Source organism: Nocardia sp. NPDC049737 (assembly GCF_040674755.1).
Lineage (GTDB): Bacteria > Actinomycetota > Actinomycetes > Mycobacteriales > Mycobacteriaceae > Nocardia.
The window spans coordinates 33,662-58,169 of sequence record NZ_JBFANH010000019.1; the positions used below are offsets into that span (position 1 = coordinate 33,662).

The window sequence follows — 24,508 nt, forward strand, 5'->3', positions numbered from 1 at the left end:
CCCAACGGTAGTTACTCGACGGTTGCCGTGCGGGAAATTGCTGGGTTGCGCTCTGATCAGCTCGCCCGGCAGGAGTACTCCGACGGTGTCCATCGCGCGGGAACTTCGGAGACGTAGCCGTCGATGATCGGTACTCCGTAGCGGCGTTCGAATTTGGTCAGCAGTTCGACGTCGGCCGGCGCCGCGCCGCAGATGGCGAATCGTACCGATGCGGCGTTCGGCCGGATTCGGTCGGGCAGATCCGATAGCAGGGCGTACATGGTCGGGACTGCGGAGATGTAGGTGGCGCGGCTGCGCTCGATCCGGTCGAAGAACGTCTTCGGGCTGAAGGCCACGGTGGCGCGGCCACCGGCGAGCAGCGGCGACAAGGTGCCGACCACGATGCTGTTGACGTGGAACAGCGGCAGGTTCAACAGGCTGTGGTCGGCTCCGGTGAGTTCGAACGCCTCGATCACCATTGCGCACATGGCGTTGAGGTTGGCGTGGTCGACCGTCACGCTGTTGGGTTTGCCTGTGGTGCCGTTGGTACAGAAGAGCAGCGCCAGTGCGTCGTTGCGGGGGCGTGCGGGTTCGGCGACATCGTGGTCGGCGGTGGTGAGATCCTCGGCGGGGATGACGGCGCGCACCGGTGCGTCGGTGCTGGTCCGCTGCGCGGTGATCAGGACCTTGGCGCCCGTGTCGGTCAACTGGCAGTCGGCTTCCGCGGCGCTCAGCGACGGGTCGATAGGCATGACCGTGGCACCCACACGCCAGGTCGCGAACAGGGATACGACAAAGGCGGCAGTGTTGGGCAACATGATCGCAACCACGTCGCCGCTCGATACTCCGGCGGCGCGCAGGGTAGTGGCGGCGCGCCGCACGGCGTCGAGGAATCCTGCGTTGTTCAGGTCGGTGCTGTCGTCGGCGACGGCGGCTGCGTCCGGTGCGGCGGCCGCACGAAGGTCCGGCAGAGTCGAAAGATTCATAGGCGGTCCTAAGGGGTGGGTGCGGGGAATGACGACAACGATAGGAATCACGCCGTCGCCGGACACCGTCGTGCGTGAACGAAATTCGCCGCGGGCATTGTCACCGGAGGACAATTGTCGCCAGTGACCGCGTTATTCCGGGCCGGGTAGCGGTGTCAGAAGACATGCGGTTCGGCAGCATCACGAGCTATTCGCGTTCGGCGGTGGAGTGCTTTCACATATAGCGTCGGTTTGCTCGTACCGACGCCGGGTACGACCGACTGACCCAACCAGAGTGCATTCAGCCGGAAAGGCGGAAAGCATGATGATCTGTCCAGGAACCCTCCTCGTACCCGCCGCCACGGCCGAGCAGGCCGCGCCTGTCGAGGTCAAGGCGATAAGGCACAGTCCGGTTCCGTACGCGGAAGTCGAGCCGCGCGGCGGCGGTCGGCGCCGGCCCATGCTCCTGCGCGACCTCGAACGCGACTATCGACTACCCACACCCGGGACTCTCGCGGTATCGCAGTGACCGATGCGCTGGTGCGCACGGGCGCCCGCTGCGGCCGATCCGCCGGCATCATCGGTGTGGCATCGGTGCCGTCCTCGCATGTCTACGTTCGGCACCTGTCGCCGGTATCCGCCGACCGCGATGTGGTGCGCTTGCCGGATCCGCCGCCCGCCGACGGCCGCGAGGTGCCCGGCGGCTGGTTGCCGGTCTGCGCACACGCGCCGGGACCGCATCGAGGTGCGGCCTCACACCGCCATTGGCGGCCGACGCTGCGGGACCATTGCGCATGCGGGAATTCGCCACCGGCGTCGGCGGCAGCGAACCCGTCGATCGCTGGGGCCTCTGGCAGGCGTCATGATGCTCCGGTAATGTCCTGCGGCACTTCGGCTTCGGTGTGGTGGCCAAATCGGCGTTCGAGTTCGGCTCCCTCGATGTCGAGGTCGGGGACGTAGCGCGCGAACCAGCGCGGGTGGTACCACATGCGGTTTCCGACAATGGCCATGACGGCGGGGACCAGGGTCAGTCGGACGATGAACGCATCGAGCAGAACACCGATCGCCAGGGTGAAGGCCAAGGGCTTGACGATCGGGTTATCGGTGGTGGTGAACGCGACGAATACCGCGAACATGATCAGTGCCGCCGCGGTGACGACGCGCGCGGAGTGGGCGACGCCGTTGCGCACCGAATTGATCGCCTCACCGGTGCGTGTGTACTCCTCCTTGATCCGGGAGACGACGAAGATCTGATAGTCACTGGACAGGCCGAAGATGATGGCCAACGTGATGATCGGCAGGAAGCTCAGCGTCTGCGCCTTGGTGACGTCGAAAAGACTTGCACCCCAGCCCCATTGGAATACCGCGACTTGCGCGCCGAGGGCGGCGAAGACCGACAGGATGAACCCGACGATCGAGGACAACGGCACGAGGATCGTGCGGAACGCGATCGTGAGCAATACCAGCGCCAAGCCCACGACGACCGCGAGGAAGATGGGTAGCGCCTTGGCCAACTGGTTCGAGGTGTCGATATTCGCGGCGGTGGTACCGCCGACCAGATATGTTGCGCCGGTGCCGCTTTCGATGCGGTCGCGATCGTCGCGCAACCGGTTCACCAGATCGGTCGTCGCCGAGTCGTTGGGACCGGTCTTCGGGATCACCTGGATCAGCAGCAACCCGTTGCCCGAGCCCGCGGGCTGCACGGCGGCGACGTCGGACTCCTGCCGCAGTCGGCCCATCAGTGTTTGTCCGGCGTCGGGGCTGGTGGCGGCCGACAGGTCGGTCACAACCAGCAGGGGCCCGTTGAAACCGGGGCCGAACGAATCACTGACGATGCCGTACGCCTTGCGGGCGGTGCTCGACTCCGACTGCGTTTCACCGCTGGGCAATCCGAGGTCCATGCGCGTGGCCGGGATGGCCAGGACGACGAGAATCGCGATACCGACAACCAGCATCGGGATCCGGAAACGGGTGACGAATCGTCCCCATGCGTGCCCGAATGTGCGTTCGGGTTCATAGGCGGCGATGCGCGCGACCTGCTCCGGCTTGCCCGGATGCAGCGGCGGCGAGATGAACTTGGCGACCATGTCACCGGCGAAGCCCAGCAGCGCGGGCAGCAGTGTCAGCGCGACCAGCATGGCGACCAGTACCGCACCCGCCGCCGTCAGTCCCATCACGGTGAGGAACGGAATGCCCGCGACCGCCAGACCGCACAATGCGATGATCACGGTGACCGCCGCGAACACCACCGAACTTCCCGCGGTCCCGACCGCCAGCGGAATCGACTCGGCCGCAGCCATTCCCAGCACGATCTGGTGCCGATGCCGTGAAAGGATGAACAGCGCGTAGTCGATGCCACAGGACAGACCGAGCATCAGAGCCAGCGATGTCGCCGCCGAGGCCACGTCGACGAAGGCGGCCACGCCCAGAATCCCGGTGAGCCCGATACCCACACCCACCAAGGCTGTGATGATGGGCAGTCCGGCGGCGACCACCGCGCCGAAGGTGATCAGCAGCACGATGAATGCCGCGACGATGCCGAGAATCTCTGGGGTATGCGGGATCTCGGCCGTGAAACCCGGATACACCGCACCGGAGAATTCCACCGTGAGACCGGCATCGCGAGCCGAGTCGGCGATGTGATTCACCTCGTCGAGGGTGTCCTCGCCGACCTCCCCCGCCGGCACCGAGAACTGCACGCTACCCAGTGCCACGCGTTGATTCGGCGATACCACCTGCGCCTGAAACGGGTCGATGACCGCCGCGACCTGCGGCAGTCCCTTCAACCCCGCCATTACCTGCTCGATCTGTGCGCTCGCCTGCTGGTCGGTCACCTTGGCCATGCCGGGGGTTTGGAAAACAACCTGCATCTGCGCGCCACTGAACGCGGGCATTCGCTGCTGCAGCAATGACACGGCATCCTGCGACTCGGTGCCGGGGACGGTGAAATTGTCGTTGGTCTTACCACCGGTTCCGCCGGCGAACACGATCGCGCCGACCAGCAGGACGATCCATAGTGCCAGCACCCACCAGCGGCGACGTGCTACGGCCTGACCGAGCGCGAATAGATACCGGGACATACGGGTCCTCTCACCGAGACACCAATTGACACATCAGCAGAGCGATCGCGCACAACACCGGCACGGTATCACATCAACTGATGATTTCCTCATAAACGCTGCAATGGTCAGCAATCCTTGATCGGGCGGCGAAATCTTCAATCGAACGATCTTGACGTGTAGCCTTGGCAGTCGGATCAACGCAATTTGAATAGGGCTCGCGGCCCCGCAGCCGGGTGTGCGCAGTATGCGATCACCCTGCCGGGGGAACATCGGATCCGTCACTACGGAGACCTCATGAGTTCACCGAATCGATTCGACGAAGTTCAAACTCGCGTAGCAGATCTCGCTCCCGTGTTCCACAAACCGCTGGACTCGCCGTACGAGATCTCCAACGAATTATTTGCCGCACTCCGACACGTCCTGCACGACGTGGGCGGACAGCCGGATGTGCCGATCGAGTACCGGGAAAAGGCCGAAGAATCCTGGGAGATGAATACCTACGTCACCTGCGAATGCCTCGGCTGGCGTGGCGTGTGGAATTCCGAGGAACGCCGAAGGGCCGAGAACGATCTCGGCGCGACGCTGTATTTCGGTCTGCCCTACTACGCGCGCTGGGCGACCGTCGCGGCGAAGGTGCTGATCAACAAGGGTTTGATCACCCCGGACGAACTGTCCGCGAAATTGGACGATGTACGCGCACGGTTGGAGACGGGGCAATGACCAGGAAGTACGAGATCGGCGATCGCGTCCGTGTGCGAAACGCGACGTCGATGTTCCACACCCGCACCCAGGCATACACCCGTGGCCGCACAGGTGTCGTCGTCGAATACCGGCCAGAATGGGTGATTCCCGAGGACGAGGCGTGGGGACGTGCGGACGGTCGCTTCGAACCGTTCTACGTCGTGCGGTTCCGCCAGACAGATCTTTGGCCCAAATACACCGGCTTCGAGGTCGACACCCTGGAGACGGAGGTCTCCGAGCGCTGGCTCGAGCCCGCAGAGGAGGATGCCAAGTGAGTCAGACCCACGATCACGGGGCGCACGCGCCGATCCAGACGAGCTCACAGATCAGCGAGTTCGAGATTCTGGAGACGGCGGTTCGCGAGCTCGCCATCGAAAAGGGCCTCTTTTCGCAAGAAGACCATCGACGGTTCTCCGAATGGGCCGAATCGGTCGGTCCGCACGGTGGGTCGAAACTGGTCGCGAAGGCGTGGACGGATCCCGATTTCAAGGCGCGTCTGCTCGCCGACGGCACCGAGACGTGCAAGGAAGTCGGCATCGACTGGCGTGACCCGACCGGATCCGGCACGCCGAGCGACTACACCTTCTTCTACGTGCTGGAGAACACGCCCGAGGTGCACAACGTGATCGTCTGCACGCTGTGTTCGTGCTATCCGCGGCCGGTTCTCGGCATGTCACCGGACTGGTACCGCACTCCCAATTACCGTCGGCGCCTGGTGCGTTGGCCCCGTGAGGTGCTCGCCGAATTCGGCCTGCACATTCCGCCCGAGGTCGAGGTCCGGGTGCACGATTCGAATCAGAAGTCCCGTTTCATGGTGATGCCGATGCGCCCGGCGGGCACCGAGGGCTGGACGGAGGAGCAGCTGGCGGCCATCGTCACCCGGGACACGATGATCGGCGTTGCCGTGCCGCAGGTCGATTGGACCGCGCAGGCACCGCCGGATCAGGTCGAGGCGGCCTCGGGAAGGGGTGGGCAGTGACGAGCAGTCCCTACGACGTTCTTCTGCGGACCCTGGATCCCGAGTCGCGACGAGAGAACGCGCTTCCCGAACTCGATCGCAAGCCCGACCCATGGGAGTCGAGCATGCAGGCGACGTGCGAATGCCTGTCCTGGCGTGGCGCATTGGACAATCTGGAACGCCGCCATGCCGAGGATGCGCTCGGAGAGACGATCTACCACGACTTTCCCGTACACACCCGATCGGTCGTCGTCACGGCTCACACGCTGATGGATCGTGGATGGATCGTCCCGGAGGAGTTGCACGCGCGAATGGACGCGGTGCGGGAGCGGTTCAACCAGGACTAGCGCGGCACCCGACGGCTTTCAGCCCTCGGGGTAGAAGACGAACAGTGTGCAGCCGGTCGTCGACTGCGGAATGTGTGACGATCCGGCCGGAGCGTGGATGAACGATCCGGCCGGATAGTCGCGGAATCCGTCGTTGAATGTGCCGGATACTACGAAAACCTCCTCCGGTCCGGGCTCGTGCAGATCGATGCCCTCCCACGAGGTGCCCGGATCCATTTCCAGTAGGTACGCTTTCGCGCCGTTCGCCCCGCGCCACAGCGCCCGCGAGCGAATGCCCGGGAACAGCTCTCGCACAGGTGAATCCGCGACGGTCGTCCACTCGTATCCAGGGAACTCGATGATCTCCATATCTCTGCAACTGCTGGTTTCGGCCGCTCTATTCCACGAACGGATCCGGACCCCCGGTTTGTTGGCATAGTCCCAGTTGCTGAACCGTTCCATGGGCAGCGGCCGCGAACCGCAACTGATGCAGACAGCAACTGTTGCATACTGCCGCTGCCAGGTAGTGTCTCGAACTCGTGGCATCAGCAATGGCGGCGCCGTGGGGCGGCTGCGGGGGTGCTCATCGGGTTCCTGTTGCTGCGGTCGTTCTCGGCAGCGCCCGCACTGCTGGTGTGGCATCTGGTCGCGGTCGTCGCGGTGACCGCGCTCGGGGCCGCGGTGCTGTGGGTGATCCGCACCCGAGGGGTCGCGGTGGCCTGCCTGCTGAGCATTGTGGCGATGTTCCCGATCGCCTACTCCCAGGTGCACGGCGCACCGCCGACGCCGATGTCGTACAACTTTCCGGAACGGCGCTCGGACATGCGGGCGGCCTTCGCCGATTTCCCCGGTGTCACACTGCAACTCGCCGATCGCGCACTTCTGCAGCCGAGCGATATGAGCCTCGCGGGCGCGTACGGCTCCCTCGCCTTCGGCAACTACGCCAAGAACCTGCGCTTGGATTACGTCAACGCATATACCCCGATCGGATACGCTGCCTTCAGCGCGCTGCTGTGCATGGGTTGGGACGGCAGCACCTGTCCAGACGCGTACCGGCGCGCGTTCGCGCCCGAATCATCCACTGGCAAAACGATTGTCGATCTGATGAAGGTCGATCGGGTCGTCCTGCAGCGGGCCCAATTCCCCGATGCCCCCGACCATCCGGCCCCGCCGGGCTGGAAGTGGGTCGACTATCCGGGGCACGAACGCTACATCTGGGTACTCGAACGCGTCGACGGCCCGCTTTCGACCCGTAACGGTCTGATCGCCGATACCGAAGGCGTGCAAGCGAGTTCGGTATCGGGTGACAGCGTTACCAGCCGAATCCGGGCCACCTCAACCGGCGGCGGACGCATCGTTTTCGCACGCCTCGGCTGGCCCGGTTATCGAGTTACGCTCAACGGCAACGAAATTCCGTTCACCACCGTGGCAGGCACGTTCATCGCCATCGATATCCCACCGCATACCGACAACGCGGAATTGCTCCTCACCTGGCGGCCACCCGGGTGGAAGATCAGCATTGCGGCGGCACTTGCCGGACTTGCCGCATTGCAGTACGCCCATATCCGGCCCAAGCATCAACTCTCGGACGTCGCGCCCGACGTGCCGATGCCTGACGAACGTGAGCACGAAGCGGACCTGGTAGTCGCACGTCAGGCCCTACAGCGGGTACGCCTGCAGTCCCTTGGCGGCACCGCATTCCTCCCCCGCCGTGGTGAACGCGGTCAGCGCTCGCACCAGCCCCTGGCGCTGGGCAGCGGGCATGGTCTGCACTACGCGGGCGATTTCGGCGCGACGGCGCGCGGTCACCTCGGCGACGACGCGTCGCCCGTGCTCGGTGAGATCGACGATCTGTTCGCGCCGGGACTGCGGATTGGGTTGGCGGGTAAGCAATTCCGCGGATACGAGCCGCTCGACCATCCTGGTCGCGGTCGATGGCTGCACATCCAATTGCTGGGCCAAGGTGGCCAGATTGCTCGGGCCCTGAGTCGCGAGGATCACCAGCGTGCGGAACTGCGGCAGCGTGATCGTATCGTCGACGTGCGCGATCGAGCGGGCCGAGATGGCCATGAGCAGGCGGGACGCGGTCAGCAATGCGTCGGTGACCTCGTCGACCGAGTCCGATGGTGTCGAGCGGGCTGAGGTCGCCATCATCCTCCTCCGTCGGTGCGATGTTAGGACCTTACCCGCACCGGACAGCCAGACGTCGCCCGCGTGGTCCGTGAGCGGGCACGGTAACCTGCGAGGCCGATGTTTCGATCCGTTTCCTACCAGGCAGTCACGGGTAATCAACCGAACACACTTGCGATTCGACTTCGGACCCGATGGGCTGGAGCGGTTTTCGTCGACAGCGCAAATCGAACCGATGATCGGTTCACCAGGACAGCGAAGAAGATGGGCACCTCAGATGGCTGATTTCGCCGAGCGGTTGAACAAGCTGTTCGAAACCGTGCATCCCCCGGGCCGCCGCTCGCATACCAATGCCGAAGTCGCGGACGCGTTGACGAACTCCGGGTACCCGATCTCGAAACCCTATCTGTCCCAACTACGGTCGGGGCAGCGCGCCAACCCCTCCAACGAGACCATGACCGCCCTCGCCAAATTCTTCAAGGTCAAACCGGACTACTTCTTCAATGACGTCTACGCCGCCAAAATCGACCACGATCTGGAACTGCTGTCTCAACTTCAGGGCTATCACCTGCGCCGACTATCGAGCAGAGCTTTCGACCTTTCCGAGGAATCGCAGAATCTGCTCGCCACCATGGCGGAAAAACTCCGGGCGAGCGAAGGATTACCGGCCGCACCGCCGGATACCGACGACTCAGGACCCGACCAGGCATAACGCCGCGCCCGGTGCTTGCCTCGACGGAAAGTCCGCGAAGGTGCAGGCGACCAGGCTCGATCTCAGATACCAGGCGTCGGTGACGTTTTCGGGATCGAGTCCGGTCAATTCGGCAATTCGGATGAGGCGGCGGCGCACAGCGCTGGTCGAGACGCCGAGCCGGCGGGCGGTCGGCGCGCGCTTGCCCTGCGCGACGAAGTAGGTGCGCAGGGTGTCGAGTAGTCCGGGCTCGGTCCGCAGCGGATCGAGGATCGCCCGCAGATGCTGGTAGCCGGGACCAGGCTGGATCAGTTGGTACTCATGTGCCAGATCTTCGAACCGGTGCAAACCGGGTCCACGATCCAGGCGCAGGGCGAGATCGAGCAGTTGGTGCACGCGGTCGGCCGCAGGGGGAATCCGGCCACGCGGCGACGCCGTGAATGTCGCGGTGACCGGGGCGGCAGCGGCGCGCATCAGCCGGGCGACCAGGTCGACCAGCCATTCTTCAGTAATGGCCGCGAATTCCGTTGGGACCAGGATGGTTCCGCCATCGACACTGAGCAGCGATAGCACCCGGCATTCGCCAGTGGTCGCCAATTCGGCTTGGACGCGGCGAAGTTTGCGGCGCGCGACCACCCTGGAATCGAGTCGAGCATCGTTCTCGTCGGGATGCGGCCCCAGCGCGACCGCGATCACAAAGTAGGACGACGAAAGTTCGGCGCCGCATCGGTGCACCGTCGTCGGATCCGCTTTTCCGGCCAGCAGCGCCGATGCCAGTGTCTGCGCGGTGACTCTGCGATCACCGGTCATGGCACGCACTTCGCCGACGTACCCGCGCAATACCGCGGTCGAAAGCTCCTGTGTCGCTTGGATCAGGCGCGCGCCGTCGGTGTAAATCTCCTGCCGAACCGACTGCGGCCGATCGGCGGCAACGAGTTCGAAACCGGCTTTGATTCCGGCGTGCATGACGTGCTGGATCAGTGCGATCGGCAACTCCCGATCCGCCATTCTGGCCGCGATGGTCTCGAGCCGCGCCACGGCTCGCTCTGGTACCGGCCTGCCCGTGCGGATCGCGGCCGTGAGGCCTTCCAAACCGCAGCGTGCGACCGTGATCAGGTCGCCCTGAACGGCACCACCGAGGCCTTCGACCGATGCGCTTTCGAGACGGTTCACGATCTTGCGCGACAATGCCGAGTAATTCGGCTCGAAAGAATCATTCGTGACCGTCATGGCATTTCCCCTGAGATTCGCACTGACCGGCAGGCCGGGCGCGGCATGGTCGGCGAGAATTCACCAGCCATCGTGCTCCCTGCCGAAAATCGACGCTACCGTCGGTCGGTCACGCTACGACAGATTATCGGCGTGCGATACGCACCTGGCAGCCGATGGTGAAGCGACACAAAAAATTCGCCGGATTTCGATGACGCTTACCGAGTGGCTCACTTGATCAGTGCTGCTTCGAATATCGGCCAGGACTTGTGCAGATCCTCCTGCCAATAGCCCCACGAATGCGTGCCGTTCGATCGGAAATCGAAGGTGGCGGGAATGCCGAGGGATTGGAGTCGGTCGTGCAGTTGGTGGGTGCACATGTTCATGACCGCTTCCAGCGGCACTCCGAACATCACCTGCCACACGAGCTGGATCAGGTCGCCTCGCGTGCCTTCGGGGGTGTCCAACGGTCCGAGTGCCCCTGTGCCCGCGGAAACGTAGATGGCGGTGCCGCGCAGCCGATCGGCGTGCAGGTAGGGATCGTTTGCGGCCCATGTCGGATCCGAGGGCGGGCCCCACATATTCAGTGCATTGCCGCGCCACCGCGCGACGACCCCGGTGACGAACGCCTGTCCCTGCGGGTCGCTGGTTCGGACACAACCGCTGTAGGAGCCGATCGCCCGATAGCGACCGGGTGCGGCCAAAGCGAGTTGGAAGACCGAGGTCGCGGACATCGAAAGCCCGGCAATGGCGTTGGCACCGTTGCCATTGAATGCCTGGTCGATGAGCGGCGGCAATTCCTCGGTCAGAAAGGTCGTCCAGCGTTGCCGCCCGAGCAGCGGATCGTCGGATTTCCAGTCGGTGAAATAGCTGCCCGCACCGCCGATGGGGATTACGACATTGACCGGTTTATCACGGAAGAAGTCAGCGACATCGGTTTCGTCGTACCAACTGCCACCGACACCGCCATTGGCGCCGTTGAGCAGGTACAGCGTGGGTGCTGCGGTGTGCTCGTCGCGGGCGCGCAACACCTGCACGGGGAAGATGGTGTTCATCGCGGCCGAATACACCGATATCTCGATCAGGCGGTCGTTTCGTTGCCGGATGCGGTCCAGGCGCGATCCGTCGGCCGACACCGCTATCGGTTTCGGCGGCGGCTGGGCGTGCACCACGGCGACAGGTGCGCCGAAGACGCCGAGAACCGTTGCGACACAGAGCAAGCGGATTCGAGCAGGCTGGGTGCTGTCGATGGAACCGATCACGAGCGCTCCTGATCGGCGTGCGTCATCTACCAAGCGCAGAGCGAGTGTTCGCATGCGGCCAGCAATGGACGCGCCACCAATTAGGTGACGCGCCCGCCACCGTCCGGGTCGTCGAATGGATCGGTGGCCAGGCGTCGACGATAAAGACCCGTGACCAGCTCCAATTGCTCGGGGAGCAACAGCGGGGCCGACAAGGCCGGTACGAATCGCGGATCCAGTGCTCGGAACTGTCATCGGTAATTGCCTAGTGTCAGATGCCCGGGTCGAGCACGTTGGTGATCAGATGCGGCCAGGTTTCGGCCCATGGACGGATGCTGCGGTCGCAGCGCCAGATGACGATGTTGCGGTTGATACCGGGAAATCCGAGGCGATCATCGAGGCGCTTCAATGGACGAACATCCCAAAACGTCTGTCGCAATAGCGGTTCCGCTGCGTCGGCGGCGACATACAGCACAGTGGTATCAGTCTCCGAAGGCTTACCGAAATAGGCGAATCCACGATTGGGGCTGTAGATCGGAGGCAAATCCGGGCTACCGAGTCGGTCCAGCACGCTCGCTGCCCAATAGGTTTGCGTGACAATGACCGTGTGGGCGCGGGCGCCGAGATCTATTGTGCGGTAGGCGGCATCGACGGACGCCGTCAGTTCCGACCAGCCGCTGGAGCCGAATACACGCATTCGGGTGGACAATTCGCTTTGCGTATTCGTCGGCCGGTCCAGGGCACCCGACGATACCGGTAACAGAAACACCACGGCGACAGCGATTGTCGCGGCGAGCGCAGCCATGGTGATCCCCGTCGCCTTCTCCCACCGGCTGAACTCACGGGCCTGTGCCCACACCGCGCCTGCGGCGAACAGAACCGGAAGCAGCCCCGCGACGTAGTACGCGCGCGTCCCGGTCACCAGCACGAACCCGGATTGGACGACAACGGCGACGACGATGAACCGATAAGGCCGCAGTGCGGAATGCCGGACCAGCGCCCAAATGCCCACCACGGCAAGGAATCCACCGATACCGGTCAGCATCGCCAACTGCATCGGCAGTCCCGCGATGCCGCCGGTCGCGGCCTGCTGTTCGGCTCGTATCGTCGCGCCCATGGCCAGTTGCGGCCACCCATGCCGCGCCTGCCACCCCAGTCCCGGTAGGACCGTCGCTAGCGAGAATGCGGCACCGAACCACAAGGCCGGCCGCCGGAGCAGATCTCGCGGACCGAAAATCATGACGCCGATAGCGATTCCGGCGCCCAACACCGGAGCCAATAGTTTCACCTGTAGATCCAGCGCGACGACCACGGTGGCGGCAATCAGAAGCCGATCGTCACGGATCCGAATCCAGCGCACTATCAGCCAGATCAAGACCGCAACCAGCGTGGCATCGAGAGCGAAGGTCGACAGCGTGGCCGACTGGGTGATCGCGAACGGACAGCACGCGTAGGCAAGAGCCGCGAGTACCTGCGCGATACGCCCGCCTCCGAATTCGCGGGCGGAGGCGGCGGCGGTCACGATTGCCAGCACAGCGGCGACGATCGACGGAATGCGCAGTGCGACAAGCGAACCCGGCGCTATCCAGTCCACGCATCGAGCGAGAAGTGGTAGCAATGGCCCCTGGTCGACGTAGCCGAAGGCGAGCCGAGCACCGGCCGATAAGAAGTACAGTTCGTCACCGAAGTAGTCGTATCGGTCCGCCCGCGCGACCAGGACAACCGAGACGAGCCCGGTAATCGCGACTACCGGTCGCAATGCGAACGGCGGCAAGGTATTTCGCAGTTCGGCGTGCCGTGTGGCAGCGGAAGTCGTCACAAGCGCCTCCTCGACACGACCCCCCAGGCCGTGCGGGTCGTCGCATCGCAAACCCGGACGGTCATGACAAGACGTCGACCCGCACGGCATAGTCACCGTCCGCGACCACAGCGGTAACGACGGCGGTCAGCGCCTTCGCGTACCGATCGATCGACGCGTGCGCCTGGGGGGTGTCGGGAAACATCAGGGTCAGGGTGGTCACCTCGTTGAACCGATTTATCCAGAGGTACACCTCGCTCGCGCTGGCCCGATTGCCGTACAGACCGCCGTTGATCCGATCGAACATTTCCGCACCCGCCATCCTGCGGACATCGACATATGACAGCATCGGCGCGGTCCAGCCCGGCTTGGTCCGGATGCCCAGCTCCGGGGTGACCAGCTCGAGCACCCGATGCGGTGAAATATCGGTCAGATCCTTGGCACGCTCGGCCGCATCCTGGACCGAGGCAACGAGCGAAGTGAAGGTGTCATCGGGCCGGATCGCCGCGGTGACCGGAATGAGGTTGGTGTACCAGCCCACCGAGGTCGCCTCGCCGGGGGTGGCGCGAGTATTGGCCGGGGCGAGGCCGAAATACCAATCCCGACCGGTCAATTCGAGCTCCGCCATGGCCAGCGCGGTAAACAGTCCGCCGATGAATCGGCCACCGTGATCCTGGCAGACCTGTTCGAATCGCACGGCGTCGGCCTCGCTCATCAGCGGCAGCGTCACCTGCGCGCCACGGATGCCGCCGTCGGCCAGTCCGAGGTCCAGTGGAAACGACGGCATATCACCGTCATTGAGCTGTAGCAGCTCGACCCAGTGCCGGATCTGCGGTGATTCCAGCGTGAGTTGTTCATTGAGCCGGCGTTCACGCGCACAGTACGCGAGGTGGCCGTCGACCGGCGCGGAAGGGACTCGGCCGCCGGACAATTCATTGCCGTACAGCATCAGCAGATCGACGCAGGACAATGCCTGCGCGAGCCCGTCGGTATGCAGATGATCCACGGCGGCGTACACCGTAAATGAATCACCGTGATCGATCACGCCGAAACTGAAGCAATCCCATTCGAACGGACCCGATGTTTCGGCCTGCACCCGCTCGCGAATCGCATCGCTGTCAAGGAATTCTTCGTGGTCCGTCGCGACGAATTCGATATCATCCGGCCGCACCACATGCCGCACGACCCGACCCTCGGCGGTAAACGAAAACCAGCTCGAAAACGTGTCGTGGCGACGCAGGAATGCGTTGAATGTCCGGGTCAGCGCTTCGCGGACCGGAGCGCCGGGAATATCGAAGGCAATCATGCACAATCGCGATGCCCGAACGCCCGTATCGGCATTGCGATGCGCGGTCCGCAGATATGCCTCCTGCTGGTAAGAGGGCATTGTCGGGTGTATCGGGGCCGTCCGCACCGCCGCCCGCGAACTCGGTGACGCCATCCATGTGGTGAGCCGACCGCGCTCGGGATGCCATTCATCGAAGAAACCGAAATTGACCAATGGATGCCCTCGATTCGTGAAGCCAGGAGAATGTCAGTCAACGGCATGTATTGCCGATCGACCATGGCCGGGCGCGAACTTTGTGATGTTCCCCAGAACCAATGGATTTCGCCGAAAGATCGTCCAAATAGCCTTATCTGCGCTGGTAATCGCCGACTATCGTGGCCACGCAATAGATCGTGGGAAGGATGAGCGAGTGCGAACTGCGACAGGGCTCATGACGCTCATCTGCGCAGTGGGTCTGGCCGCCGTACCCGTGACCGCACGATCGGAACCCAGCGGACAGATCACGGTCGCCGCGGCCACCGCCGCCGCACGCCCGGCCGCCGATGGTTCCGCTCTCGCGGGCCTGGTCGAGAATGCGGACGGCATGCTCGACCTGCGCGTCCACTCGGCCGCAATGGACACCGATATCCTCGTCAAAGTGCTTCGGGCGCCGGATAGTTCGGCGCCCGCCCCCACGCTGTACCTACTCAACGGTGCCAGCGGTGGCGCGGACGCCAGTAGTTGGCCCGAGCAAACCGATATCGTCGAGTTCTTCCGCGACAAGCAGGTCACGGTTGTCACCCCGATGGGCGGCAACGGCAGCTACTTCACCGATTGGCGCGACGACGATCCAATCCTGGGCCGCCAACGCTGGACAACCTTTCTGACTCGGGAACTGCCGCCGATCATCGACTCGGCCTTCAACGGCAGCGGCGCCAACGCGATCGCGGGGATCTCCATGGCCGCGACATCGGTATTCCAGCTCGCACTCGCGGCACCCGGGCGCTACCGGGCCATCGGCTCCTACAGCGGTTGCGTGCAGACCAGTGACCCACTGGGCCAAGCCATGATCGACGCGGTCGTACTGCGCTGGCGCGGCAATCCGAGCAATATGTGGGGGCCGCCGAACGATCCGGCCTGGGCCGCCAACGACCCCTATGTGCATGCCGAAATGCTGCGCGGCACAGCCGTTTACGTCTCGACCGGCACCGGCGTTCCCGGACCGCTGGACACCCTCGACGGCCCGGGAATCCGGGACAACGCGGGCAAACTCGTCGGCCAGCTCGTCAACGGCGGCGTGCTGGAGGCCATCACCAACCAGTGCGCGCACGCACTGCGCGAGCGCCTCCAACAACTGAACATCCCCGCCACCTTCGACCTGCGCCCCACCGGCACCCATTCGTGGGGCTATTGGCAGGAAGACCTGCACAAATCGTGGCCGATGATCCGCGACGCGCTGCGCGGATAGCGCACCAACTCAATTCAGCCGAGCGCCTACCCTGGCCATCGGCGGGGCCCAGCGGGGCCGCTGCGGACTGCCTTGCCTCGGCGGCGTCGGCGTGTTCGTCGCTGTTCGTTTGGCCCCGCTCAATGCTTGGTCGGTGAGAACCGTATCGGAGATGTGCCCACGAGCCACGCGGAGCAACTCTTGATCCGCTGGATTACGCAATACATTGTTGACGCTGGTCAAGACAAGGTCCGCCTGCCTGCTGCCGATCTCACCCAACATGCGCCTGGCGGCGAGGGCGTCGTTCGCGAATGGACCACCAGCCAGTGGGCCCGACGTGACAGTGCCGCCGCCGGCGACTGTTTGGAGAGCCCGGGCCGCGTCCTCTGTGGGTGTGCCCAGGTATGCATTGACGAATTGCTCCTCGCCCGCGGTAAGGGTGACACCTGCTGGCGCCGAGCGCCGATACCGGAATGCGGCGGCCTGCAAGGTGGCGAGATCCGCCGCGACTTCGCCGGGAGAACTGCCACCGTCGATGAGTCGAAGCGATGAGTCCTGGACGCGTTGGACCGCGGCCACCGCGCGACCGAGATGGTTATTGGCGAGCGTCCAGCCCTTGGAGTTGTCATCGACGATCGACCACGAGCGAATGGCGTTGAACATGATGTCCTCGTCGGTGAATCCGGCGGCGAGCAATGCCGCAGGCGCATCGGTGATCTTCCCGCCGATATCCACCAGACCCTGCAGCGCCGCGGCCGCGCCGCGCACGGTATTGATGCCGCCATTCGGCGCGGCAAGCGCGGCCTCCCGGGCAGCCCGCGCGAATACGGGCCGGTGCACGTATGCCTGTGCATAGGAACCCGTGGGTCCACCCACACCTGGCGCGCCCCAGAATCCCCATTGGCCCAATTGCGCCTCGCGCTCCATCCGGGCGAACGGCCGCAGCGGTGAACGGGTCTTTCCCCAGAGCCATTCGGTCGCTGGCGAACCGCTGACCGTGCTGAAAGCGGCAAGCACAGGCAGCATCCCCGCCCGCATGGAATGTCCAGCCCCGACCGTGCCCATACCGAGTGCGGTCGCGCTACCACCCGAACCCCGTGCGCCACTGCCTTGCGCCGCCAGCGCGAACCGATTGGCGATCCACTCGTTGCCCCGGTCCAGACCCGCGCTGAGCCTTTTGAGCTGCAGGATCGCGACAATCTCGACGATCGCGCCGATGATGAACACCACCATGACCTGATCGCGGGCCAGCGTGAACAGGTCTCGCAGGATCAGTACGTAGACGCCGAGAAAGATGGTGTAGGCGGTCATGCGCGCCGCGGCTACGAAGCCGTCGACGACATTGCGGATCAGGAACGTCTGGGTGGGTCCGTAGATGAATCCGCCTGCGGCGAAACCGAAGATCGACATCAAGCCGTGGTAGATGGTGTCGAGTGCGGCACGGATCACCTTGATCGCCAGCACCGCCCCGAAGGCCAGCAGGATCGCCCCGGCCAGCAGCAGCAATAGGCCGGTGCCGATCTGCTCGAAATTCGGATTGTCCATCGACTCCTCGGCCGCGCCGTCCCCGCAAGCGCCGATGCCCTTTTTCACCCGATCTTCGCTGCGCGCCGTGACACCGGCCGACCACGCCGCACGACATGCGGGCTGATCGTCGACCACATGCCCGAAGTTCCAGACCTGCAGCGGACGACGGGCGAAGTTATCGGTCAAGGTGCCCTGCATGGTCGCCACCATGCGCGACGGATCGACATTGCTATCGCCGTTCAACCCGGCCGCCACCGAAATGCCGAGATCGCGGCCCTGCGCCAGCAGACCGTCCGATGCGAGCACATCGGCCAGTGGCTCGGCCAGGAATATCGGCCCCAGCACGGCGACCATGAGCATGGTCCCCATTTGGAGAGTGGCCTTGGAGTACAAGCCGCGCACGACGAACCACGCGACGAAGAACGCACCGAGCGTCGCCGCGGTCACCAACATGATCGGCGTCGCGATCTGGCCGGTCAGGCTGTGCGCTACCCCGAGCAATGCCTTGGAGAAGATGTTCAGCCACTGGAAACTCAGGGCGTAGCCGATCAGCCAGATTGCCGTGATCACAATGATTTTCCAGCCCGCGAACTCCAGGCCGATCACCAGGGATATCGCGGTATTTCCCGGACTCAGTACGCCGCCGTGATCGGTGGCGAAGACATAGCTGGCAGCCTCGACGCCCGAGGAATCGGAGACGTGAGTCCAGCCGAGTGCACTGCCCACCGACGATCCGGCGGTGCGGGTGCCGCTCTCGGCCGCGGCCGAGGCCGTGGCGCCGAGCAGACCGGGGAAGACGACCAGAACGAAGACAGTGAGCAGGACCCCGACCGTCCAGCGGCGCCGGCGCGTAGCGCGGATCCACCTACGACACCGCAGCAGCACCGCGGGCAACTGCCAACGATCCGGATCCCAGTAATCCGATCTCCAGTTGTTCACCACTACAACCTGATTCGTTTCCGCGCACCCGAATCGCAGGCACGGCATGGCCAGACGAGCATCGAAGCGGACAAACCCTCGGAGCTGCTCAACAGTCTCCGGAAACGACCACCCGAACGCTAACCACGCGCCGTGAACGACCCCCCTCCACTCAGTGAACAGCGCACAGCGAAATCAACAGAGCCCGTTGGGTTTTCGTTTTCATCGCGACCGGAGCTGTTCACTGTTTGTTCGCCCCGCCAGGTCGCGGAATATTCGCGCTGGCGACGCATCATCAGGCGCGGATGCCGCCGTAGCGGTGCCTATGGTGCTGCTCGACTGAGCGTGCATGCCGACTGAAGCGGCTGTAGCCCAGCATTTTCCAGAATAGCGACCTAATCTACCGGTCTGTCCCGGCTTGGACCGCTAGTTCGATCGAGGAATAGCGACGATTGCCCGTCTATCGCTGTGACCGCGAGCGTGCAGCATCGCGAAAATCATCGGATCTCCCGATGAATACCGACCCTACAGCGGATCCGGGTTGACGTAGCCGGATTTCGGCGGCTCGATGATCACTTCCGGTTCAGCGGAGGGGCCGAGCGGCGGACGCTCGGCGACTACCGCGAACTGGCCCGTATGGTGTTCGCGGATGCGGGCTATTCGCAATACTTTTCGGCGAGCGAGGAACCAGCCACCGACCAAGGCCGGGCCCAGGATGACGATCATGGCGAGTACGGCGCTGCGCTGAACCATATCGCCGCTGGAGGCCATCAGGATTACCACGGCGGCAAGGAAGAGCAGGGTCGCGACATCGGTGTAGGGCGCGCCGGGTAGCCGGGAGGCTGGACGCCAGGCCAAACCGCGCCGCCACTCGCGCCACAGTCGCAGATGACAGAGCACGACCGCGGTCCACGACACAATGGTGCCGAGCGCCGATACGTTCAATACGATCTCGAAGGCCTGGTCGGGCACCACCGCATCGAGCCCGACCCCGACCAGGGCGATCGCGCCGGTCGCGAGGATGCCGACGTAGGGTACGCCCGTCCGCGACATGCGCGACGCCACACCGGGTGCGCTGCCGTTCATCGACATCGAACGCAGAATCCGGCCGGTCGAGTACAACCCGGCGTTGAGACTGGAGAAGGCAGCGGTGAGCACGATCAGATTCATGATCGAACCGGCCGCTGGCACACCGATTTTCGCGAAGAACGTGACGAATGGACTTTCCCCGGCCCGAAAGACCGTATAAGGCAATAGTAGTCCGAGCAGTACCAGCGAGCCGACGTAGAATAGTCCGATACGGGCGATGACGGAGTTGATCGACCGCGGCATGATCGTCTCCGGATGCTCGGCCTCGCCAGCCGCAATGCCGACCAATTCGACTGCGGCATAGGCGAATACGACGCCCGTGGTCACCGTGACCAGCGGCAGCAGGCCGGTCGGGAACAACCCGCCGTGCTGGGTGATCTCCCCTACACCGGTCGGCGCCCCCTGAATTGTGAAGCGGCCGGCCAGGAAGATGGTACCGACGATCAGGAAGCCCACCAGGGCCAGGACTTTGATCAGCGCGACCCAGAACTCCAGTTCGCCGAACCAGCGCACCGAGATCAGATTGGTACTCACAACCGCGATCAGCGCGACGAGCGCGATCACCCAGTGCGGGACGCCCTCGAACGCGCCCCAATAGTGCACATAGGTGGCGATGGCGGTGATATCGACGATCCCGGTCATGCACCAGTGGAAGAAGTAGGTCCACCCGACCGCGAAAGCCAGCTTCTCCCCATAGAACTCGCGCGCATAGGAGACGAACGATCCAGCGGAGGGCCGATGCAGCACCAATTCGCCGAGCGCGCGCAGGATGAAGAAGACGAATACGCCGCATACGGCGTACACCAGGAACAATCCCGGTCCGGCGCTGGCCAGTCGCCCACCGGCACCGAGAAATAGCCCGGTGCCGATCACCCCGCCGATCGCGATCATCTGCACTTGGCGCGCGCGCAGCGATCTGCGATAACCGACATCCTCGGCATGCAGCGCATCTGCGAGCGCCGATAATTCAACTGGTCCCCGAACTGCGATCACGACCAGGCCTTCCAGTGCGGGAAGTCATGTCGCGGAAGAATGTACCGTTATTTAGCGGTACATTCAATGAGTTTGTTTGAAGTTTCAACGGGTACCCTAGCGGGTCCGATCACATCCGAGACTACCGGCCAACCGGTTCGTGCAGATGCACAAAAGCCGAGGTCGAGGCTCTGCATCATGCCAATAGCCCCGCGCCGTCAATTGCGGTGAGCTGAATCCAGCACGCCGAACCCATGATCGGCTGGCGGATAAATGGAGATTCGGAGGATGTGGTGAAGCGATCTCGGCGGCGGCTCACGGTGCTCGCGGTGGCGGCAGGTCTGGCGGTGGCGGCGGGTCTGGCGATGGGCAGTTTCGGGGTGGCGGCCGCCGATCCGGCATTCCCGCCGAATTTTCCGCCGGATCAGAATCAGCTGCCGCAGTTGCCGACCGAGCCGCATATCTACGATCTATTGCCGATCCCGTCGCCGGATCAGGACCCGTGGTACGACGATCCCGCGGATCTCGCGTCGTATCAGCCGGGCCAGATAGTGCGCAGCCGCGAAGTGCAGACGCGGGTGCTCGGCATCCCCTTCCCGGTGTACACCGAACAGCTGCTGTTCCGCTCGAACGATGTGCACGACAATCCGATCGTCACCGCGACAACCGTTGTGGTGCCCGGCATTCCATGGCAGGGCAGCCCTCGGCCCGTGCTGTCCTTCCAGGAGGCGATCGACTCCACCGACTCGGCCTGCAACCCCTCGCACACCCTGCAGACCGGCACCATGAAGGAGTCCGCGCTGGTGATCTCCTGGCTGGCACAGGGTTTCGCGATCAACCTGCCGGACTTCGACGGGAAGTTCAATACCTTCAACACCTACGCCGAGGGCAAGATGGTCCTCGACAGTCTGCGCGCGCTGAAGAACGAGCCGGGCCTCGGACTCACCGATTCCGGCATCGCGCTGTATGGATATTCCGGGGGCGGTTCGGGTTCCATTCGCGCGGCCGAGCTGCGAGCGAGCTACGCACCCGATGTGCGGCTGCTCGGCACCACCATCGGTGGCACGCCTGGCGACCTGGTGGCAGAGGCCTGGTATGCGACCCAAGCGGAACCCGGGCTCACCGGTACGAGCAACTTCACCATGTGGCTCGGCTTCGCGAGTCTGGCCCGGGAGTATCCGGACGTCTTCGATCCCGCCGATCTGCTGACCACCGAGGGGCAGCAGATCATCAAAGACGTCCGAAGTCGTTGCTACGCAACCATTGCACTCACCGGTGTCTACCGACCCATCAGTGCCTACTACCAGCCCGGCAAGTCGCTGGAATCGTCGCCGGGGATCCTTCGAGTCCTGCAGGACAACAGCTTGGGCAGATACCTTCCGGATACACCGATCCTGTGGTGGCACGGCCTGTGGGATGAACTGATCCCACCGTCGGTAGTGCTGCCGACGGTCCAAAGCTATTGGGAGCGTGGCGCGGATCTGCGCTTCTACACCGTTCCGGTCCCCGAACACATCGTCAATGCCGTCACCGGCTGGCCGCCCGCGGTGGCCTGGACCAGCGCGGTGCTGCGCGGCCTGCCGCCGGGGCCGAAGTTCAAGGCGGATTTCCAGCCGCTGCCGCCCGGCTTTCCCGGAAGCTGAAAACGGCTGTGTCCGAACCGGTGATCGCAAAATGTTGCCGGTATCGGTCGGGTGTAGTGGCCAGCTGCCGCGAGAAGACCCGGTGCAGCGTCTCACCGTATTTGTAGCCGACCGCTTTGGCGATCGCGACAACCGTCAGATCTGTCGTCTCGAGCAGTCGCCGGGCCGCCTCGACACGTAGATTCTCCACGAAAGCAGCTGGCGTACTGCCGGTTTCGGAACGAAAGGCGCGGGCGAAGGCGCGCTCGCTCAATCCCGCCCTCGCTGCCAACGCGGCGACACTCAAGTCTTCGTCCAAATGGTCGGGCAGCCATTGCTGCACCGCCCGGATCGCCGGGGTGCGCGCGGGCTGCGCACGTAGTTGGGCGCTGAATTGCGCTTGGCCGCCGGGTCTTCGGGTGAAGACGACGAACCATCTGGCAATCAACTGCGCCACCTCGGTGCCGTGATCCGCCTCGACCAGGGCGAGCGCGAGATCGATGCTCGCGGTGACCCCCGCCGAGGTCCACCGGTTGCCATCGTTGACGTAGATCCGATCCGGCTCGACCAGCACCCGGGGGAAACGCTCGGCCATCACCGCACACGCGCCCCAATGCGTTGTCGCACGATAACCGTCGAGCAATCCGGCACCGGCCAGCAGGAGCGAACCGGCGCATACCGACGCCACCCGCCGCGATCGCCGGGCAATGGCCGGAAGCTCGCGCACCACCTGGGCGGATACCGACGGGACGAAGGCGCCGTTTCCACCGATCACGATCATGGTGTCGATCTCGTCGTCACCGGTGGCGATCTCGGGCAGGGCATGTTCGACATGCATCCTCAGACCACCCTCCACCGCGACGGTGCCCGCCCGCGGCGATGCCGTCACTACGTGGTAGGCAGGTGCGCCGAGGATGGCGTTGGCCGCACCGAAAATGTCCATGGGACCGGCCAATTCGATCAGCTGGATGCCGTCGTAGACCACGAGGACAATCGTGCGGGGCGTCGACACGTCCCTATCATCACCGCACACCCCCAGGGCTGTCACGGCAATGTGCAGTCCGATCACCCCGCGTGCCGGACCGGCGCGACCACACCGGCGGCATGCCGTCCGAGGAAGGGAATGATCAGATCGGCGACGCGGTCACCGAACTGCGCGTGCGGATAGTGCCCGGCGTTCTCGATGACGACCACCTTGCCGATGCCCATGGGCATGGCCGCGACGATCGCCATGGCTTCGGCCTTCGGGTCCGGGAAATCGGGATCCTCGGCACCCATGATCAGCAGCGCGGGCCGGTGCACCTGTGACAGCGCCGCCTCGGCATCGGCCGGAGTGGTCTTACCGGCCTTGCGGAACTCGCGCCACCGGCCGGGTTCGCGCAGGGTCGTCAGCACGCCGTCGAGGTAGCTCGAAAAGTCCTCGGGCTTGGTCGGATACGCGATATCGAGGTACCCGCGCCACAGCCGAGGCGAGCCCAACAGCAGCGTGCCCATCAACCGCACCAGACCGCGCCGGTATCGCGGCACCGTCCACAGAGCACCGATATCCAGTCGCTGCCTCTTGGTGAACGGGTTGATCTCGACGATGGCACTGACCAATTCGGGCGCCTCGGCCGCGGCAATGGTCGCCGCGCCGCCGGACAGGGAGTGGCCGACGATTACCGCCGGGCCGCCGAAATGCCTTACCACACTGAGCAGATCGCCCGCGACATCGGTTCGGTTGATGGCCGCCTTGCCGGTTACCGACGGCCAGCCGGGGCTGGATTCGCCGTGCCCGCGCAGGTCGGCATTCACCACCCGGTAGCCCGCGGCGACCAGTCGCGGTACGAGATGGCGATAGTCGTGCCGGGAGGTTCCGATGCCGTGCGAGAGCACCACCAGCGGTCCGTCCCCGACGACATCACAGGCTATCCGGCCCTCCTCGAATGTCACGAACTCGGTCATTTGTCTTACCTTCCAGGCGTTTTCGAAAGGTCGCGTGACGCGCGATGTGCTCGAATTGAACGCCGGAATCGCCCCTTTGTCGGTAGCCCCGACCGGATCGGTCAGATAGACAGCGGATTTCGTCAGTCCCTGATCCAACCGGCCCCGACCGGCTGTTAGCGCACCTCAGCGCGAGCTACCTTGCAGCTAGCACAGCGGCTAAGATGTGATTGGCGTCACATTTTATAGGTCGGGGCAACGATACCGAGGAGGACAATCATGTCCGGACTGGTGCAAAAGAGTTTCGACAAGCCCGAAGAGACCCGCTTGTTCGAGGAAGGCAAGGGCAAACTCGATCTGGTCAATCTCGACGGCGGCCCGGTCGGCCGAGCGGTTTTCGAACCCGGTTGGCGGTGGTCGCAGCACGTCAAGCCGATCGCCCAGACCGACAGTTGCGAAGCAGCCCATATGGGCTACTGCCTCTCGGGCCGACTGATGGTGGCCATGAACGACGGCGAACAACAGGAATACGGCCCCGGCGACTTCATGATCGTCGCACCCGGACACGATGCCTGGGTCGTGGGCGATGAACCGTGCGTCATGCTCGACTGGCAGGGTGTCGCCGACTACGCCAAGCGGTGAG

The 24,508-nt window shown here is 64.2% G+C and carries 21 protein-coding genes and 2 pseudogenes; 11 read left to right on the plus strand and 12 right to left on the minus strand.

The features are described 5' to 3' along the window. Window positions 1-56: 56 nt before the first annotated feature. Entirely contained in the window at window positions 57-965 is a 909-nt protein-coding gene (locus tag AB0J47_RS24580; protein ID WP_364350250.1) for an AMP-binding protein, read from the minus strand. 301 nt (window positions 966-1,266) lie between these two features. Between AB0J47_RS24580 and AB0J47_RS24585 the strand changes: the two genes are divergently transcribed. Then, window positions 1,267-1,473 (plus strand): hypothetical protein, encoded by a 207-nt coding sequence (locus AB0J47_RS24585; protein WP_364350253.1) that lies wholly within the window; start codon window positions 1,267-1,269, stop codon window positions 1,471-1,473. A gap of 47 nt (window positions 1,474-1,520) precedes the next feature. After that, window positions 1,521-1,658, plus strand: a pseudogene (locus AB0J47_RS24590) (glycosyltransferase family 1 protein); the annotation flags it as partial. Window positions 1,659-1,804: 146 nt separating this feature from the next. On the opposite strand, the gene AB0J47_RS24595 reads toward AB0J47_RS24590, so the two are convergent. Then, the gene (locus tag AB0J47_RS24595) at window positions 1,805-4,024 is read right to left on the minus strand and encodes an MMPL family transporter (RefSeq protein WP_364350256.1); all 2,220 of its coding nucleotides are present in this window, start codon (window positions 4,022-4,024) and stop codon (window positions 1,805-1,807) included. A gap of 276 nt (window positions 4,025-4,300) precedes the next feature. Here AB0J47_RS24595 and AB0J47_RS24600 point away from each other — a divergent pair, with 276 nt between their 5' ends. Genes AB0J47_RS24600 through AB0J47_RS24615 form a run of 4 tightly spaced genes read left to right on the plus strand, consistent with a single transcriptional unit; the run spans window position 4,301 to window position 6,052 of the window. Further along, window positions 4,301-4,726: a hypothetical protein gene (locus tag AB0J47_RS24600; protein ID WP_364350259.1), complete on the plus strand. Its 426-nt coding sequence runs from the start codon at window positions 4,301-4,303 to the stop codon at window positions 4,724-4,726. Beyond that, window positions 4,723-5,022 carry an SH3-like domain-containing protein gene (locus tag AB0J47_RS24605; RefSeq protein WP_364350262.1) on the plus strand — a complete coding sequence of 100 codons (300 nt, stop codon included), beginning with the start codon at window positions 4,723-4,725 and terminating at the stop codon, window positions 5,020-5,022. The genes AB0J47_RS24600 and AB0J47_RS24605 overlap by 4 nt, the downstream gene beginning before the upstream one ends. After that, the gene (scnC, locus tag AB0J47_RS24610) at window positions 5,019-5,726 is read left to right on the plus strand and encodes a thiocyanate hydrolase subunit gamma (protein WP_364350265.1); all 708 of its coding nucleotides are present in this window, start codon (window positions 5,019-5,021) and stop codon (window positions 5,724-5,726) included. Before AB0J47_RS24605 ends, scnC begins: the two co-directional genes overlap by 4 nt. Next, window positions 5,723-6,052: a ScnB gene (locus AB0J47_RS24615; protein ID WP_364350268.1), complete on the plus strand. Its 330-nt coding sequence runs from the start codon at window positions 5,723-5,725 to the stop codon at window positions 6,050-6,052. Before scnC ends, AB0J47_RS24615 begins: the two co-directional genes overlap by 4 nt. A gap of 18 nt (window positions 6,053-6,070) precedes the next feature. Here the strand turns inward: AB0J47_RS24615 and AB0J47_RS24620 are convergent, their stop codons facing one another. Beyond that, window positions 6,071-6,400: a cupin domain-containing protein gene (locus AB0J47_RS24620; protein WP_364350271.1), complete on the minus strand. Its 330-nt coding sequence runs from the start codon at window positions 6,398-6,400 to the stop codon at window positions 6,071-6,073. 186 nt (window positions 6,401-6,586) lie between these two features. Between AB0J47_RS24620 and AB0J47_RS24625 the strand changes: the two are divergent. Next, window positions 6,587-7,612 (plus strand): annotated as a pseudogene (locus tag AB0J47_RS24625) (hypothetical protein); the annotation flags it as partial. A 78-nt stretch (window positions 7,613-7,690) separates the two neighbouring features. On the opposite strand, the gene AB0J47_RS24630 reads toward AB0J47_RS24625, so the two are convergent. Continuing rightward, window positions 7,691-8,182, minus strand: a complete 492-nt coding sequence (locus tag AB0J47_RS24630; RefSeq protein ID WP_364350274.1) for a MarR family transcriptional regulator — start codon at window positions 8,180-8,182, stop codon at window positions 7,691-7,693. Window positions 8,183-8,438: 256 nt separating this feature from the next. Here AB0J47_RS24630 and AB0J47_RS24635 point away from each other — a divergent pair, with 256 nt between their 5' ends. Continuing rightward, window positions 8,439-8,873: a helix-turn-helix domain-containing protein gene (locus AB0J47_RS24635; protein WP_364350277.1), complete on the plus strand. Its 435-nt coding sequence runs from the start codon at window positions 8,439-8,441 to the stop codon at window positions 8,871-8,873. Here AB0J47_RS24635 and AB0J47_RS24640 read toward each other — a convergent pair. From AB0J47_RS24640 to AB0J47_RS24655, 4 genes are all read right to left on the minus strand, one after another. Continuing rightward, the gene (locus AB0J47_RS24640; RefSeq protein ID WP_364350280.1) at window positions 8,853-10,082 is read right to left on the minus strand and encodes a helix-turn-helix domain-containing protein; all 1,230 of its coding nucleotides are present in this window, start codon (window positions 10,080-10,082) and stop codon (window positions 8,853-8,855) included. The genes AB0J47_RS24635 and AB0J47_RS24640 overlap by 21 nt on opposite strands. Window positions 10,083-10,291: 209 nt before the next feature. Next, the gene (locus AB0J47_RS24645; protein WP_364350675.1) at window positions 10,292-11,197 is read right to left on the minus strand and encodes an alpha/beta hydrolase family protein; all 906 of its coding nucleotides are present in this window, start codon (window positions 11,195-11,197) and stop codon (window positions 10,292-10,294) included. A gap of 376 nt (window positions 11,198-11,573) precedes the next feature. Further along, on the minus strand, window positions 11,574-13,121 hold the full coding sequence (locus AB0J47_RS24650; protein ID WP_364350283.1) for a glycosyltransferase family 39 protein: 1,548 nt from the start codon (window positions 13,119-13,121) through the stop codon (window positions 11,574-11,576). Between the two features lie 61 nt (window positions 13,122-13,182). After that, window positions 13,183-14,487 (minus strand): condensation domain-containing protein, encoded by a 1,305-nt coding sequence (locus AB0J47_RS24655; protein ID WP_364350286.1) that lies wholly within the window; start codon window positions 14,485-14,487, stop codon window positions 13,183-13,185. 310 nt (window positions 14,488-14,797) lie between these two features. On the opposite strand from AB0J47_RS24655, the gene AB0J47_RS24660 reads away from it, so the two are divergent. Further along, complete coding sequence (locus tag AB0J47_RS24660) at window positions 14,798-15,835, plus strand: alpha/beta hydrolase family protein (protein ID WP_364350289.1); 1,038 nt, start codon at window positions 14,798-14,800, stop codon at window positions 15,833-15,835. A 9-nt stretch (window positions 15,836-15,844) separates the two neighbouring features. On the opposite strand, the gene AB0J47_RS24665 is transcribed toward AB0J47_RS24660, so the two are convergent. Continuing rightward, window positions 15,845-18,280: a hypothetical protein gene (locus AB0J47_RS24665; RefSeq protein WP_364350292.1), complete on the minus strand. Its 2,436-nt coding sequence runs from the start codon at window positions 18,278-18,280 to the stop codon at window positions 15,845-15,847. Window positions 18,281-18,784: 504 nt separating this feature from the next. Next, window positions 18,785-20,341: an amino acid permease gene (locus AB0J47_RS24670; protein ID WP_364350295.1), complete on the minus strand. Its 1,557-nt coding sequence runs from the start codon at window positions 20,339-20,341 to the stop codon at window positions 18,785-18,787. 344 nt (window positions 20,342-20,685) lie between these two features. Between AB0J47_RS24670 and AB0J47_RS24675 the strand changes: the two genes are divergently transcribed. Next, window positions 20,686-21,963, plus strand: coding sequence for a lipase family protein (locus tag AB0J47_RS24675; protein WP_364350678.1), 1,278 nt, complete (start codon window positions 20,686-20,688; stop codon window positions 21,961-21,963). Here AB0J47_RS24675 and AB0J47_RS24680 read toward each other — a convergent pair. Beyond that, complete coding sequence (locus AB0J47_RS24680; protein WP_364350298.1) at window positions 21,917-22,954, minus strand: DJ-1/PfpI family protein; 1,038 nt, start codon at window positions 22,952-22,954, stop codon at window positions 21,917-21,919. The two genes, AB0J47_RS24675 and AB0J47_RS24680, sit on opposite strands and share 47 nt — an antisense overlap. Before the next feature lie 53 nt (window positions 22,955-23,007). Further along, a complete protein-coding gene (locus AB0J47_RS24685; protein ID WP_364350301.1) occupies window positions 23,008-23,886 on the minus strand; it encodes an alpha/beta hydrolase in 879 nt (292 codons plus the stop codon). A gap of 258 nt (window positions 23,887-24,144) precedes the next feature. Here AB0J47_RS24685 and AB0J47_RS24690 point away from each other — a divergent pair, with 258 nt between their 5' ends. Continuing rightward, window positions 24,145-24,507 (plus strand): cupin domain-containing protein, encoded by a 363-nt coding sequence (locus AB0J47_RS24690; protein ID WP_364350304.1) that lies wholly within the window; start codon window positions 24,145-24,147, stop codon window positions 24,505-24,507. Window position 24,508 lies beyond the last annotated feature (1 nt).

Excerpts from the sequence above, each read along its gene's own strand:
- AB0J47_RS24580 (WP_364350250.1), bottom strand. The coding sequence starts at position 965 with ATGAATCTTTCGACTCTGCCGGACCTTCGTGCGGCCGCCGCACCGGAC.
- AB0J47_RS24585 (WP_364350253.1), top strand. The coding sequence starts at position 1,267 with ATGATGATCTGTCCAGGAACCCTCCTCGTACCCGCCGCCACGGCCGAG.
- AB0J47_RS24595 (WP_364350256.1), bottom strand. The coding sequence starts at position 4,024 with ATGTCCCGGTATCTATTCGCGCTCGGTCAGGCCGTAGCACGTCGCCGC.
- AB0J47_RS24600 (WP_364350259.1), top strand. The coding sequence starts at position 4,301 with ATGAGTTCACCGAATCGATTCGACGAAGTTCAAACTCGCGTAGCAGAT.
- AB0J47_RS24605 (WP_364350262.1), top strand. The coding sequence starts at position 4,723 with ATGACCAGGAAGTACGAGATCGGCGATCGCGTCCGTGTGCGAAACGCG.
- AB0J47_RS24620 (WP_364350271.1), bottom strand. The coding sequence starts at position 6,400 with ATGGAGATCATCGAGTTCCCTGGATACGAGTGGACGACCGTCGCGGAT.
- AB0J47_RS24630 (WP_364350274.1), bottom strand. The coding sequence starts at position 8,182 with ATGGCGACCTCAGCCCGCTCGACACCATCGGACTCGGTCGACGAGGTC.
- AB0J47_RS24635 (WP_364350277.1), top strand. The coding sequence starts at position 8,439 with ATGGCTGATTTCGCCGAGCGGTTGAACAAGCTGTTCGAAACCGTGCAT.
- AB0J47_RS24640 (WP_364350280.1), bottom strand. The coding sequence starts at position 10,082 with ATGACGGTCACGAATGATTCTTTCGAGCCGAATTACTCGGCATTGTCG.
- AB0J47_RS24655 (WP_364350286.1), bottom strand. The coding sequence starts at position 14,487 with ATGCCCTCTTACCAGCAGGAGGCATATCTGCGGACCGCGCATCGCAAT.
- AB0J47_RS24675 (WP_364350678.1), top strand. The coding sequence starts at position 20,686 with ATGGGCAGTTTCGGGGTGGCGGCCGCCGATCCGGCATTCCCGCCGAAT.
- AB0J47_RS24685 (WP_364350301.1), bottom strand. The coding sequence starts at position 23,886 with ATGACCGAGTTCGTGACATTCGAGGAGGGCCGGATAGCCTGTGATGTC.
- AB0J47_RS24690 (WP_364350304.1), top strand. The coding sequence starts at position 24,145 with ATGTCCGGACTGGTGCAAAAGAGTTTCGACAAGCCCGAAGAGACCCGC.